This is a genomic window from Streptomyces cahuitamycinicus (genome assembly GCF_002891435.1).
GTDB classification, from domain to species: domain Bacteria; phylum Actinomycetota; class Actinomycetes; order Streptomycetales; family Streptomycetaceae; genus Streptomyces; species Streptomyces cahuitamycinicus.
The window spans coordinates 1-12,320 of record NZ_POUC01000235.1 but is presented as its reverse complement, the minus strand read 5'-3'; the positions used below and the strand labels follow the sequence as shown (position 1 = coordinate 12,320).

Below are 12,320 nucleotides of genomic sequence, written 5' to 3'. Positions count from 1 at the left end.
CGCCCACGCCGTCCGCCCCGGCCACGGCCCTGCCCCCCGGCTTCCAGCGCTACCGGGCGCCGGAGGGCTTCTCCGTCGCGCTCCCCGAGGGTTTCAAGCGGCTGGACACCGACCGCGAGGGCGATGCGTACCGGGTCGTCTTCGGCACCGAGGGCGGGGACCGCACGCTGGCCGTCACCTACAGCGAGAAGGCGGGTCCGGACCCCGTCGCCGTGTGGCGGGACGACGTCGAGCCGAACCTCAAGCAGGCCGACGCCTACGACCGGATCGGGGCGATCCGCGCGACGACGTACCAGGGCCGCGAGGCCGCCGACATGGAGTGGACCGCGGACGTCGACGGCACCCGGGTGCACACCCTCGGCCGGGGTCTCCTGCTGGGCGGCGGCCGGAGTTTCTCGCTGCGCTGGACGACCCCGGACGCCGACTGGGACGACGCCGCCAACCAGCAGGCCTTGCGCACGTTCTTCAAGACCTTCCGGCCGGAGTCAGGCTGAGCGGCGCGGGGCGCGCAGGCCGGCGAGCCGGTCGCCGTGCAGCGGCTCGGTGAGCCAGTGCGCGGTGAGCGTCCCGTCCGCGAGGGAACAGGCCAGCGCCAGACGGTGCGGGGTCTCCAGGAACACCACCTCGACGGACAGCGTGCCGGCATCGGTCCAGCCGCCGCTCACCGCGGTCGGGACGGGTTCCTCTGCGACCGTCCAGCCCTCCCGTGCGAGGCGGAGGACGAGCCGGTCCGGCCGGTCCGGCCGGTCCCCTTCTCCGGTGAGCGTGAGCCTCCAGCCATCCGCGTCCTGGGCGAGCCCGGCGGACCGGATCGGTCCCGGCCCCGCCAGAGGCGTGAACGCTGCCCCGGTCCAGTCCCGGACTCGGTCCGGGGGCGCGGACCGGCCAGGAGCGGGCGGCAGTGCGAGCCGGTCCAGGCGCTCGTGCAGCTCCGCGTCGGCGGCCTCGCGGCCGGTCAGCGGCTCGGGGCCGAACGCGGGCAGCAGATGCTCCCAGACCAGATCCAGGTACTGCTGCATCCGCTCGGTCGCCGCGGTCGACGCGATCACCACGTCCTGTTCCGGCAGCACCAGGCAGAACTGGCCGTACGCGCCGTCGCCCCGGTAGCCGTGCCGGGACGTCCAGAACTGGTAGCCGTAGCCCCGGTCCCAGTCCTGCCGGTCCTCGTCACCCATGGCCCCGGCGGTGGGCATCCGGGGGTGCGAGGCCCGGGCGGCCCATCCCTTGGGTAGCAGCCGCTCGCCCTCCCAGAGCCCGTCGCGCAGGTACAACTGGCCGAGCCGGGCCACGGCGTCGGTGGTGGCGTGCAGACCGCTGAAGCCGATCTCGCGGCCCGTGCGGTCCCGCAGCCAGGCCACCTCGCCGATGCCCAGCGGGTCCAGCAGCCGGGGGCGCAGGTACTCGGTCAGCGACTGGCCGGTCACGCGCTGGACGATCGCGGCCAGCGTGTGGGTGGCGGGCTGGTTGTAGGCGAAGACGGTGCCCGGGTCGCCGTCCGGCGGCAGGTGCAGGAACCCTCGGACGGGGTCGGCGGAGTCGCGGCCATAGGCCTCGTCGACGGTGTCCCGCCGGTGGCCGCTGGCCATGGACGCCACGTGCCGTACGAGCATGGCCCGGCTGCGCGGGTCGGTGACGCCGGCCTCGGACTCCGGGAAGTACGAGATCACCGGCGCGTCGAAGTCGAGCAGCCCCTCGGCCTCCGCCAGGGCGGCCGCGGTCGCGGTGAAGCTCTTGCTCAGCGAGTACAGCAGATGGGGGCGCTCGGCGGTGTAGGGCGCCCACCAGCCGGAGGCGACCAGCTGCCCGTGCCGCATGATCATCAGGCTGTGCGGCTCGATCTCGGGGGCGGCTTCGAGAGCGTCGAGGAAGGCGTGGACTCCGGAGGCGTCGACCCCCTGTGCGGCGGGTCCGGAGGACGGCAGGGCGGAAGCACTCATGGATGCATCCTGCACCCGTCGGCGACCTTGATCGAGCCGTTTCCGGGCCCGCTGTCAGGGGACTCGCGGGTTATGGTGCAAATCGGATACACGATGATGACCGAGCAGGCCGGCCCTCGTGACCTCGTCGACCATGTGGTCCGGGCCGAGGAGGCCGGCTTCGACTTCTCGGTGACCTCCGACCACTACTTCCCGTGGCTGCGCTCGCAGGGGCATTCGCCGTACGCGTGGGCCGTGCTGGGCGCGGCCGCCCAGGCCACGTCACGGATCCCGCTGATGACGTACGTGACGTGCCCGACCTTCCGCTACCACCCCGCGGTGGTGGCGCAGAAGGCGGCGACGTTGCAGTTGCTGTCCGAGGGCCGGTTCCGGCTGGGACTGGGCTCGGGCGAGAACCTCAACGAACACGTGGTGGGCGGCGGCTGGCCGTCCGTCGATGTGCGGCACGAGATGTTCGAGGAGGCCGTGGAGATCATCCGCGCCCTCTTCGAGGGCGGGCACGTCAACCACCGCGGCACGCACTTCGACGTGGAGTCGGCCCGGCTGTGGGACCTGCCGGACGAGGCGCCGCCGATCGGTGTCGCCGTCTCCGGTGAGCGGTCGTGCGAACTCGCGGGCCGGCTCGGGGACCTGGTGATCGCCACGGAGCCCAAGGCCGGGCTGCTGGAGGCATTCGACCGGCACGGCGGGCAGGGCAAGCCGCGGGTCGGCCAGCTGCCGGTCTGCTACGACCCCGACCGGGACACGGCCGTCAAGCGGGCGCACTCCCAGTTCCGCTGGTTCGGCAGTGGCTGGAAGGTCAACTCGGAGTTGACGCACCCGGATTCCTTCGAGGCGGCGACCCAGTTCGTCACGCAGGACGACGTCGCCGACGCCATCCCGTGCGGTGACGACCCGGACGCGTTCGTCGAGGCCGTCCGCCCGTACGCCGAGGCCGGGTTCACCGAGGTCGCCCTCGTCCAGATCGGCGGCGAGTCGCAGCCGGCGTACCTGGACTGGTCGGAGAAGACCCTGCTGCCGGCGCTGCGTGACGCGTTCGGCTGAAGTCGTCGGCCAGCGCTTGCACAGCCCGTTCGACCAGATGAGCCCTCCGGCCCGGGGGGCTCTTCTTCACGAGCGCGCTCACCCGCTGGGCCTCCTCGGTCGTGGGCAGGAACCCGGCCAGCAGGAGGGGCAACAGCAGGCGCCGGACGAGTACTTCGCTCTCCGAGGTGACCTGCGGCCTGCGCACCACCGAGACGTTGACCCGGATCGCGTGTTCGTTGCCGGGCGGGACGCCCGGACGGTCCGTCTCGATCGCGGCGTAGCGGAAGCCGTGCGCCAGGTCGCAGGCGGCGCAGCCGGCCGGGCCGTGGGCGAGCCGGGCGCCGCAGTCGGGGCACACCAGCCGGTCGAGGGCGGCGTCGACGATCCGCCAGTCGTGCCGGTGCGGTTCGGCCGCGACCGTCTCGGCCAGTGCCCGCTCCTGGTCGCCGCCCGCGGCGGTGTCCCGCTGCCGCAGGAAGGCGGCCCACTCCGTCTCCACGATGCCGTCCACCAGCGCGCGGCAGGCGGCACAGTCGGGCGCGCCTCCGTACATGTGCCCACCGCATTCCACGCAGCGGCGCAGTGCCGCGTCCGGCTCGGGTCGCACCATGCCGGCCATTGTCACGCACCCCGCCCGGCAGAGGAAGCGATTTTACGGCGCCGGGCGGTGAACGGCGAGGTCAGCGGGTGCCGCTAGGCTTCCGTGCGCACCTCGTGCCGTCCCGTCCGCCCGCCTCAGGAGAGTCGTCCGTGACCGTAGCCATCACCCCGCCCGAGACGTCCCCCGCTGCCCCGGCGCCCGTCTCCGACCCGGTCGCGCGGGACGCGCGGGAGTTCGGGGCGTACGCCCGGACCGGGGGGTGGGCCTTCGGGCTCAAGGTGGCGCGCAGCGTGCGGCCCGGCGGGCAGGGCGCGGACGAGACGCCGAAGGTGTCCGCGAAGGAGTTCGCGGAACTCGCCGGCTGTTCCCCGGAGCGGGTCATGCGCTACTACAAGGCGTGGGACCGGGCAGCCGACGACGGGATGGTCCCGCACTTCGAGGCGCTGACGCCGGGTCAGGAAGTGGAACTGCCGGACGCCGACGTGTGGCCGAGCTACTACGTCTCCCGCAACAGCGCGACCTCCGAGCGCGGCACCGCCATCACCGAGGCCGCCGAGGCGGAGGGCATCCGGCCCACGAAGGCCCTGGAGGTCGCGGAGAACCCCACCGCCCTGCGCGCCGCGATCCTCGCCGACCCCTCCACCGCCCGCGCGGCCCGGCAGGCCCTGCTGGACCGGGTCCGGGAGGACCCGGACCTCCAGTCGGAACTGGCCCGTGACGTCGTGCGCACCGACGAGCTGAAGAAGGCCGTCGCCGGGGAGAGCAGGGCGGCCGACCGGATCGGCTACGTGCGCCAGATCGCCGAGTCGGGGCAGATCAAGACGCCCGCCGGGCAGACCGTCGACGCGCCCGCCGACCTGCGCCAGGAGGCCGAGCGGCACCTGTCGCTCATCGACGAGCTGGACGAGGGCGAGGACGCCGGCGAGTGGGCCGCCGAGGCGTACGGCGCGATGAAGTCCCTCGTCGTCGAGGTCGTGGAGGCCGATCCGGGGCTGCGCGTGCAGGAGCGGCGCACGAAGTTCTACAGCAGCCTGCAGAAGGCGACCAAGGTGTTCGAGGAGCTGACCTTCGACGACGCCGGGGAGTTCTACGAGGACGACATGGTGCAGCGTCTGGAGGATCTGAAGCGGGCCGTCGCCGTCTGCATCGAGTCGCTGCGCGGTGCTCGCGGGAATCACCCGGTCGGCTGAGCATTCCGGCGGGATCGGGGGTACTAGAGGGCTCTACGTCGGTTCTTCCCGGAGGCCCTCTCGTGAACTCGTTCGTCCACAAGACCCTGGTGGTACAGCTCCAGGCGGGCGACACGGACCGTTTCTCCGTGCTCGCCCACCTGAGCTACGACGCCGCGGACCCGTTCGCCGTCACCGTGGTCTTCAGCCATGACGGCCGCGTGCTCGCCCGGTGGCAGCTGGACCGGGAGATGCTCGGTGAGGCGCTGCGGCGTCCGGTGGGGGTGGGCGACGTGCGGATGCGCCCGGAGTCCCGGGGCATGTGGCAGGAGCTGCGCATGGAGTTCCTCGGTGACGCCCGCGCCGACGGGGGACGGCACCACGCGGTGGTGTTCGCCTGGGCGCCGGGGTTCGCCGCGTTCCTGCGCGAGACGTACGACGTGGTGCAGCCGGGCCGCGAGGAGGTCCACGTCGACGACTTCCTGGCGGGCGTGCTCGCCGGGGGCTGAATCACGGCCGGCCCGGGTGGGCGTCCCCACGCCGAGGCACCGCTCCGGCCGGCACGACGCGTCGAGGGAGGAGCCGGCTGTCGGCCGCCCAACCCGTGGTGCCGATGGTGGGCGGCCGTGGTGCCGCTGCTCGGCCGGGTGTCCGGCCGAGTCGCTCCTCAGGCGCGTGCCCGGCCGAGTCGCTGCTCCGCCGCGTGCCCGGCCGGCAGCGGGCGGCCGTACCGTCACCTCGCCGTGTAGCGGTGCCGCGTCCACAGCGGCAGGACGAACCAGCACAGCAGATACCAGGCGACCACCCCGGCGACCAGGTAGGGCACGAAGCCGTCGTGCGTCGCCACGCGCAGGATCAGCAGCAGCGAGGCGGTCGTCGTGGCGAGCAGCAGCACGAGGCCGAGCAGCGTGAGCCGGGAGGCCAGTTGCACCGCCTGGGGCTTGACGCGCCGCCCGGAGACGAGGCGGTGCAGGGAGACCGGGCCGATGAGCGCCCCGGTCGCGCAGGCGCCCAGGACGACCGTCACCAGGTAGATCGTCTGGTCGGTGGCGGAGAGGTCGTCGTACTTCTCGGTGAACACCACGGTGAGCAGAAAGCCGAACAGGATCTGCACGCCCATCTGCGCGACGCGGACCTCCTGGATGAGTTCCTGCCACATCCGGTCCGCTCTCTCCTCCTCCGTCTCGTTGCGCCCCCGGCGCATGACCCCGCCCTCCGCCGTGTCCGCCACTGTTTCCTCCCGGTGTGAGACCTGAGCCCCCGGTGTGAGACCCGAGCCCTCCTCTTTCCCGGGTTCCCCGTAACGAGTCGTCGTCCCGGGGGCCGCGGCGGTTTGAGCGATCAGTGGACGGTTACACGGACGGCGCGAATGACGCAGAGCCCGAGGAGGTCGTGGACGCATGTCCGGTACGCAGCTCACCGTGACGCTCAGCGGCGGAGGCGCCGACGACGCGCGGACGGTCGTCCGCGCCCTGGAAGGCACCTTCGGGGCGCCGGACGAGATTCCCGCCGACGAGAACGCGACGGTGCACACGGCGACCTTCGACGGGGAGAGGGAGACGGGTCCCGCCGACGGTGGCGGGGAGGGCTCCGGGCGGCTGTCCGCGCCGGTGAGCGTCACCATGCAGGGCAGCCCCGAGGCCGTGCGGCGGGCGAGCGACACACTCACCCGGGCGTTCACGGCACGCGACGACGGTGCCGCCTCCGGCGACCAGGAGCAGGAGAGGGAGCTGCTCCTGGAGCCGTGAGAACCGGCCTCACCAGCGGGATTCGACCTGGTCCTTGATCTGCCGGTCGTAAAGGTCGCGGATCGCCGTGAGCGTCTCGCCGGGCAGTCCCGGGAGGCGGGCGGCGGCCGCGTTGGCCCGGGCCTGCTCGGGTGAACGCGCGCCGGGGATCACGGTCGTCACGCCGGGCTGCTCGACGATCCAGCGCAGGGCCAGCTGGGCCGGTGTGTACCCCTCGGGGGCGAGCGCCGCGAACTCGGCCGCCGCCTCCACACCGGTGGCGTAGTCGACGCCGGAGAAGGTCTCCCCCTGGTCGAAGGCCTCGCCGTGCCGGTTGTAGGTGCGGTGGTCGTTCTCCGGGAAGACGGTGTCCCGGGTGTACTTGCCCGACAGCAGGCCGGAGGCCAGCGGGACGCGGGCGATGATGCCGACGCCTGCCTCGCGGGCGGCCGGGAGCACCTGACGCAGGGGCTTCATGCGGAACGGGTTGAGGATGATCTGCACGCTCGCCACGTTCGGCCGGGCGATCGCGGTCAGTGCCTCCTCGCAGGTCTCGACGCTGACGCCGTACGCGGCGACGCGCTCCTCCTCTACCAGGGTGTCGAGGGCGTCGAACACCTCGTCCGTGGAGTAGACGGGCGTCGGCGGGCAGTGCAGCTGCACCAGGTCGATCCGGTCGACGCCGAGGTTGCGCCGGGAGCGGTCGTTCCAGGCGCGGAAGTTGTCCAGCACGTAGTTGGCGGGGATCTGGTCGACCCGGCGCCCCATCTTCGTGGCGACCATGACGTGCAGGTCCGGGCGGCCGCTGAGGAACGCGGCAATGGTCTGCTCGCTGCGTCCGTCGCCGTACACGTCGGCGGTGTCGAAGAAGGTCACCCCGGCCTCGGCCGCCGTCTCCAGTACCGCGAGGGCTTCCTTGTCGTCGACGTCTCCCCAGTCGGCACCCAGCTGCCAGGTGCCCAGACCGATGACGGAGGCGTGCTGACCCGACCTGTCGAATGTGCGCTCGTCCATGAGCGTCAGTCTTTCATCCGTCACGACGCCGCGCGGAAGGTACTGCTCCTGCTCCTCGAGCTCACACCGTTCACTCACACGAGTGAGGCAATGCGGCAGGAACACGTCACGTGTAAGCGGGCCTCTAGCGTGACGCCGGTGACTACCGGTTCAGCGAACAACCACCCGTCCGACGCCTCGCCTTGGACCCGTCGCGGCTTCCTTCTCGGCGCCGCCGCCCTGGCCGCGCTGCCCGGTCTGCCGGCGGATCCTGCTGCTGCCGCCGCGGAGTTGCCGGACTTCCCGGCGGACGTCGCGCTGTACCGCTCGGCCTACCGCAACTGGGTCGGTGAAATCACCGCCGACGGTCTGTGGGCCTGTGCTCCGGACGGCCCCGGCCAGGTGGTCGCCGTCGTCAACTGGGCGTGGCGGCACGGGTGGCGGGTGCGCGCCCGGGGCGCCGCACACGGCTGGTCACCGCTGACGGTGACGGAGGGGACGCCGCCCGGGGCCCCGGTCCTCCTGGTCGACACCACGGTCCACCTCACAAATCTCGCCCTGGACTCCCCGACGGCAGTGCGCGCCGGGACCGGCGTGACCATGGAGGACCTGCTCGCCTTCCTGGAGGAGCACGGCCTCGGCGTCACCGCGGCGCCCGCTCCCGGCGTGCTCACGCTGGGCGGAGTCCTGGCCGTCGACGGCCACGGCACGGCCGTCCCCGCGCGGGGCGAGCAGCGGCAGCCGGGGCACACGTACGGCTCGCTCAGCAATCTGATCCTGTCCCTCACGGCCGTGGTGTGGGACGACGGGGCCGGCGCGTACGTGCTGCGCACGTTCCGGCGCGGCGGGGCGGACGGCGCCGCGCTGCTGACGCATCTCGGACGGTCCCTGGTCACCGAGGTGGTGCTGCGCGTCGGCGCGAACACGAACCTGCGGTGTGTGAGCCGCACGGACATCCCGGCCGGGGAGCTGTTCGCCGCACCCGGCTCGGGCGGCGGGCGGACGTTCGCGAGCTTCCTGGACGAGGCGGGGCGGGTCGAGGCGATCTGGTTCGCCTTCACCGAGCATCCCTGGCTCAAGGTGTGGAGCGTCTCCCCGACGCGGCCGCTGACCTCGCGGAAGGTGACACGGCCGTACAACTATCCGTTCTCCGACAACGTCCCCACTCCGGTGGCGGAGCTGGTCGGCCGGATGACGTCGGAGGCGGCCTGGTACCTCGCGCCGGTGCTCGGCACCGCGCAGTACGAGGCCGCCGCCCTCGGGCTGGTGACGACGCTGTCCGCCGACCTCTGGGGGCCCTCCAAGAACACGCTGCTGTATCTGAAGCCGACCACGCTGCAGGTGCACGCCAACGGCTACGCGGTCCTCACCGCACGGGACCGCGTGCAGCGGGTCGTCTCCGAGTTCGCCGCGTTCTACCGGGAGCGGCTGACGGCGTACGCCGCCCGGGGCAGCTTCCCGGTCAACGGCTCGGTGGAGATCCGGGTGACCGGCCTGGACGACCCGGCCGACACCGGCGTGGCCGGGGCCCGTCCGCCGCTGCTGTCGGCGCTCCGGCCGCCCGAGGACCACCCCGAGTGGGACACGGCCGTGTGGCTGGACGTCCTGACACTGCCGGGCACGCCGGACGCGGAGGCGTTCCTGCGCGAGATCGAGCGGTTCCTGCTGCGCAACTTCGACGGCGGGTCCGCGCTCACCCGGGTGGAGTGGTCCAAGGGGTGGGCGTACACGGACGACGACGCGTGGAGCGACCAGGAGGTGCTGGGCGGGGCCGTCCCGGCGGCGGTCGGCCCGGCCGCGTGGGCGGACGCGAACGCCGCGCTGGACCGGCTCGATCCGCACCGCGTGTACGGCAACGCCTTCCTGGACCGGCTGTTCGGCCCCTGGTCGTATCGATCACGAGCGTCGACGACACCCATGGTTCCGGCGGCTAGTCCCGGGAGGCCAACGCCCGTGCGTGCACGGTCCGTGCGACCTTCGGCCCCAGCCAGCGCTTGAACCGGCGCAGCGGCTCCAGCTGGCCGGCCGCCCGGTCGAGGCGGTAGTACAGCTGGGGCGGGACATGGGGCAGCAGGGGCGAGTGGCGCTGGCCGAGCAGCGCGAGCGCTCCGGGGGCAGGTGCATGTAGCGCGGCAGGTTCTCGTACCACTGGGCGCTGTAGCGGGCCAAGCTCTGCGCGGGCAGCAGGGCCGCCTTGCGTTCCCGCTCGTAGCGGGCGCCCGGGGCGTGGGCGCGCGGGAGCTCCGGGTGTTCGCGCAGCGCGGCGGCCAGGGCGATGGCGTCCTCCAGGGCCAAGGTGGTGCCGGCACCGATGGAGTAGTGCGGGGTGTGGGCGGCGTCGCCGAGCAGGACGAGGTTGCCGTGGGGCCAGGTGTCGTTCGTGAGGGTGCGGAACATCTGCCAGGGGGTGCCGCCGGGGCGGCCCAGCAGATTGTGACCTTCGAGGGGCCCGGCCGTCGGCCTCGCTCACCCGGTCGAGTCCGAGCCCGGCCCGGGTCTCGGGTGCGCGCTCGACGACGCAGGTGCTGCGGTCGGGGCCGTAGCCGTAGCACCAGATCCAGCCGTGGGAGGTCTCCGCGAAGGCGAAGGTGAAGGCGTCGAAGGCCTTCGTGGTGCCGAGCCACACGACTGATTGCGCCCGGGGGCGAGCCGCGTTCCGAAGTGCGCGGAGTGGCGGGTGCGCAGGGCGCTGCGGACGCCGTCGGCCGCCACGATCAGGTCGACACCGGAGGGCAGGTCGCCGACGGTGATCGCGCGCTCGTACTCCAGGCGTACGCCGAGCTCGCGGGGCCGGGCGGCGAGGATCTCCAGCAGCCGGTGGCGGCCGATGCCGTGCCCCTGGTCGCCGCTGTGCCGGTCGTCAGGTCCCGGACGTGGGCGACGCCCTCGCTCCACCGGACGGAGCCGGCGTCGAGGAGGGCCGCCGACTCGGGGTCCTGCTCGTGGAGCCGGTCGAGCAGTCCACGCCAGTACGTCACGCCCCAGCCGTAGGTGGAACCCTCCGGATCGCGTTCATAGACCGTGACGTCGTGGGAGGGGCCCTGCCACTTGAGCAGGATCGAGAGATACAGACCGGCGGGCCCGCCGCCGACACAGGCGACCTTCACGCACACCCTTGAGAATGACCGAGAGCCGTCGATCGCTGACGCAGAGTAGCAGTATGCGAGGCCGCCGACCGGACCGCCGAATCGCGCCAGTTTCCCGACGTGACCCGCACCACGGACAGCGTGCCGCACCGGCAGAAACATCCGCCACAGCACCCCGCACGGGTGGAACTTCCCCTTCCGCACTCGCGCACAGGCGTCTCGCAGCAAGATCATCTTCGTTCAACCTTGCACGACATAAGGGGAATTGCCTGGATCAGAGCCAACCGGCTCGCGTGGATTTCTCCCGGTAGCGGGCGGGCCGGTAGGCATGCGGGGACATCAGCCGAACCCACCTCTGGAGGTCCGCATGCCGGAACTCAGCCGTCGCAGTGCGCTCACCGCCGCGGCCGTCCTCGCCACGAGCGCGGGGACCTTGTCCGCAGTCATCCCGGCCTCGGCCGCCGGGCACCACGGCTCCCCCGGGACCTTCGACGAGGTCTACAAGGGCCGCCGGATACAGGGCCGGCCGGCCACCGGGTCCGGTCACCACCACCACGGCGCGGGATACGCGGTGTTCGTCGACGGCGTGGAGCTGCACGTGATGCGCAACGCCGACGGCAGCTGGATCAGCGTCGTCAGCCACTACGACCCGGTGGCCACCCCGCGGGCCGCCGCCCGCGCCGCGGTGGACGAGCTGCAGGGCGCGCCGCTGCTGCCCTTCCCTGCCAACTGACCCGCCCCGCAAGGCATCTGGAGCAACCGCACATGGCTGTCCGCAAGAACCAGTCCACCCTGACCGCCGACGAGAAGCGGCGTTTCGTCGCCGCGCTGCTGGAGCTGAAGCGCAGCGGCCGCTACGACGAGTTCGTCACGACGCACAACGAGTTCATCGTCTCCGACACCGACAACGGCGAGCGGACCGGGCACCGTTCACCGTCCTTCCTGCCCTGGCACCGAAGATTCCTCCTGGAGTTCGAGCGGGCGTTGCAGTCGGTGGACGCCTCGGTGTCACTGCCCTACTGGGACTGGACCGTCGACCGTACGCCGCGTGCCTCGCTGTGGGCGCCCGACTTCCTCGGGGGGACCGGGCGCGAGCGGGACGGCCGCGTGACGGACGGGCCGTTCTCCGCGTCCGTCGGGAACTGGCCGGTCAACGTGCGGGTGGACAGCCGTACGTTCCTGCGGCGCTCCCTCGGTTCCGGTACGCGCGAGCTGCCCACGCGGGCAGAGGTCGAGTCGGTGCTGTCGATGTCCACGTACGACATGGCGCCCTGGAACAGCGGCTCGGACGGCTTCCGCAACCACCTCGAAGGGTGGCGGGGCGTGAACCTGCACAACCGCGTCCATGTCTGGGTCGGCGGGCAGATGGCGACCGGGGTCTCCCCCAACGACCCGGTGTTCTGGCTGCATCACGCGTACATAGACAAGCTGTGGGCCGAGTGGCAGCGCCGGCACCCCGGCTCCGGCTATCTGCCGGTCTCCGGCACGCCGAACGTGATCGACCTCAACGAGACGATGCGGCCGTGGCACGACATGAGCCCGGCGGATTTGCTGGACCACACGCCGCACTACACGTTCGACGTCTGATCAGACGCTCACGCCCTCGCGGCACTCCGGGTGGCCCCAGCCGCTGTCGTTCTTGGCGATGGGCTCGCCTGCCGCGTACGAGCGGCCGCACTGGCAGCGGCCGGGGAACTTCGCCTTGATGGTGCGCGCGGAGCCCTTCCCGCCCGCGGCCGTGGCGGTGCGGGCCGCGCCGCCTCGCGGGCGGGAGCGGGGGG

At 72.4% G+C, this 12,320-nt stretch carries 12 protein-coding genes and 2 pseudogenes; 8 read left to right on the top strand and 6 right to left on the bottom strand.

Translation table 11 applies throughout. The features are described 5' to 3' along the window. On the top strand, nucleotides 1-494 hold a 494-nt coding region (locus C1J00_RS26940), incomplete at its 5' end, for a serine/threonine kinase C-terminal domain-containing protein (protein WP_500691488.1). On the opposite strand, the gene C1J00_RS26935 is transcribed toward C1J00_RS26940, so the two are convergent. Beyond that, nucleotides 486-1,937, bottom strand: coding sequence for a serine hydrolase domain-containing protein (locus C1J00_RS26935; RefSeq protein WP_102911609.1), 1,452 nt, complete (start codon nucleotides 1,935-1,937; stop codon nucleotides 486-488). The genes C1J00_RS26940 and C1J00_RS26935 overlap by 9 nt on opposite strands. A gap of 72 nt (nucleotides 1,938-2,009) precedes the next feature. On the opposite strand from C1J00_RS26935, the gene C1J00_RS26930 reads away from it, so the two are divergent. Next, nucleotides 2,010-2,981 (top strand): LLM class F420-dependent oxidoreductase, encoded by a 972-nt coding sequence (locus C1J00_RS26930; protein ID WP_102911608.1) that lies wholly within the window; start codon nucleotides 2,010-2,012, stop codon nucleotides 2,979-2,981. Here C1J00_RS26930 and C1J00_RS26925 read toward each other — a convergent pair. Then, nucleotides 2,878-3,573, bottom strand: coding sequence for a hypothetical protein (locus C1J00_RS26925; RefSeq protein ID WP_102911613.1), 696 nt, complete (start codon nucleotides 3,571-3,573; stop codon nucleotides 2,878-2,880). The genes C1J00_RS26930 and C1J00_RS26925 overlap by 104 nt on opposite strands. 140 nt (nucleotides 3,574-3,713) lie before the next feature. Here C1J00_RS26925 and C1J00_RS26920 point away from each other — a divergent pair, with 140 nt between their 5' ends. Both C1J00_RS26920 and C1J00_RS26915 read left to right on the top strand, forming a co-directional pair. Beyond that, nucleotides 3,714-4,754: a hypothetical protein gene (locus tag C1J00_RS26920; protein ID WP_180989716.1), complete on the top strand. Its 1,041-nt coding sequence runs from the start codon at nucleotides 3,714-3,716 to the stop codon at nucleotides 4,752-4,754. A gap of 62 nt (nucleotides 4,755-4,816) precedes the next feature. Beyond that, complete coding sequence (locus tag C1J00_RS26915; RefSeq protein WP_102911607.1) at nucleotides 4,817-5,242, top strand: SsgA family sporulation/cell division regulator; 426 nt, start codon at nucleotides 4,817-4,819, stop codon at nucleotides 5,240-5,242. A 224-nt stretch (nucleotides 5,243-5,466) separates the two neighbouring features. Here C1J00_RS26915 and C1J00_RS26910 read toward each other — a convergent pair whose 3' ends face one another. Then, nucleotides 5,467-5,937 carry a DUF6328 family protein gene (locus C1J00_RS26910; RefSeq protein ID WP_102911611.1) on the bottom strand — a complete coding sequence of 157 codons (471 nt, stop codon included), beginning with the start codon at nucleotides 5,935-5,937 and terminating at the stop codon, nucleotides 5,467-5,469. Between the two features lie 196 nt (nucleotides 5,938-6,133). Between C1J00_RS26910 and C1J00_RS26905 the strand changes: the two genes are divergently transcribed. Further along, nucleotides 6,134-6,481, top strand: a complete 348-nt coding sequence (locus tag C1J00_RS26905; RefSeq protein WP_102911606.1) for a hypothetical protein — start codon at nucleotides 6,134-6,136, stop codon at nucleotides 6,479-6,481. A 9-nt stretch (nucleotides 6,482-6,490) separates the two neighbouring features. Here C1J00_RS26905 and C1J00_RS26900 read toward each other — a convergent pair whose 3' ends face one another. Then, nucleotides 6,491-7,474, bottom strand: a complete 984-nt coding sequence (locus C1J00_RS26900) for an aldo/keto reductase (RefSeq protein WP_102911610.1) — start codon at nucleotides 7,472-7,474, stop codon at nucleotides 6,491-6,493. Between the two features lie 138 nt (nucleotides 7,475-7,612). Here C1J00_RS26900 and C1J00_RS26895 point away from each other — a divergent pair, with 138 nt between their 5' ends. Further along, the gene (locus C1J00_RS26895) at nucleotides 7,613-9,451 is read left to right on the top strand and encodes a cholesterol oxidase substrate-binding domain-containing protein (RefSeq protein ID WP_245936522.1); all 1,839 of its coding nucleotides are present in this window, start codon (nucleotides 7,613-7,615) and stop codon (nucleotides 9,449-9,451) included. Here the strand turns inward: C1J00_RS26895 and C1J00_RS26890 are convergent. Then, a pseudogene (locus C1J00_RS26890) lies at nucleotides 9,384-10,560 on the bottom strand (FAD-dependent monooxygenase). The gene C1J00_RS26895 and the pseudogene C1J00_RS26890 sit on opposite strands and share 68 nt — an antisense overlap. Nucleotides 10,561-10,906: 346 nt before the next feature. On the opposite strand from C1J00_RS26890, the gene melC1 reads away from it, so the two are divergent. Together melC1 and melC2 are read left to right on the top strand one after the other, a co-directional pair. Further along, nucleotides 10,907-11,272 carry an apotyrosinase chaperone MelC1 gene (gene melC1, locus C1J00_RS26885; protein WP_102911604.1) on the top strand — a complete coding sequence of 122 codons (366 nt, stop codon included), beginning with the start codon at nucleotides 10,907-10,909 and terminating at the stop codon, nucleotides 11,270-11,272. Nucleotides 11,273-11,304: 32 nt separating this feature from the next. Beyond that, entirely contained in the window at nucleotides 11,305-12,126 is an 822-nt protein-coding gene (melC2, locus tag C1J00_RS26880; protein ID WP_102911603.1) for a tyrosinase MelC2, read from the top strand. Here the strand turns inward: melC2 and C1J00_RS26875 are convergent. Next, a pseudogene (locus C1J00_RS26875) lies at nucleotides 12,127-12,320 on the bottom strand (ribonuclease HI); the annotation flags it as partial. It lies immediately after the preceding gene.

Excerpts from the sequence above, each read along its gene's own strand:
- C1J00_RS26930 (WP_102911608.1), top strand. The coding sequence starts at position 2,010 with ATGGTGCAAATCGGATACACGATGATGACCGAGCAGGCCGGCCCTCGT.
- C1J00_RS26905 (WP_102911606.1), top strand. The coding sequence starts at position 6,134 with ATGTCCGGTACGCAGCTCACCGTGACGCTCAGCGGCGGAGGCGCCGAC.
- melC1 (WP_102911604.1), top strand. The coding sequence starts at position 10,907 with ATGCCGGAACTCAGCCGTCGCAGTGCGCTCACCGCCGCGGCCGTCCTC.
- melC2 (WP_102911603.1), top strand. The coding sequence starts at position 11,305 with ATGGCTGTCCGCAAGAACCAGTCCACCCTGACCGCCGACGAGAAGCGG.
- C1J00_RS26935 (WP_102911609.1), bottom strand. The coding sequence starts at position 1,937 with ATGAGTGCTTCCGCCCTGCCGTCCTCCGGACCCGCCGCACAGGGGGTC.
- C1J00_RS26900 (WP_102911610.1), bottom strand. The coding sequence starts at position 7,474 with ATGGACGAGCGCACATTCGACAGGTCGGGTCAGCACGCCTCCGTCATC.
- C1J00_RS26925 (WP_102911613.1), bottom strand. The coding sequence starts at position 3,573 with ATGGTGCGACCCGAGCCGGACGCGGCACTGCGCCGCTGCGTGGAATGC.
- C1J00_RS26910 (WP_102911611.1), bottom strand. The coding sequence starts at position 5,937 with ATGCGCCGGGGGCGCAACGAGACGGAGGAGGAGAGAGCGGACCGGATG.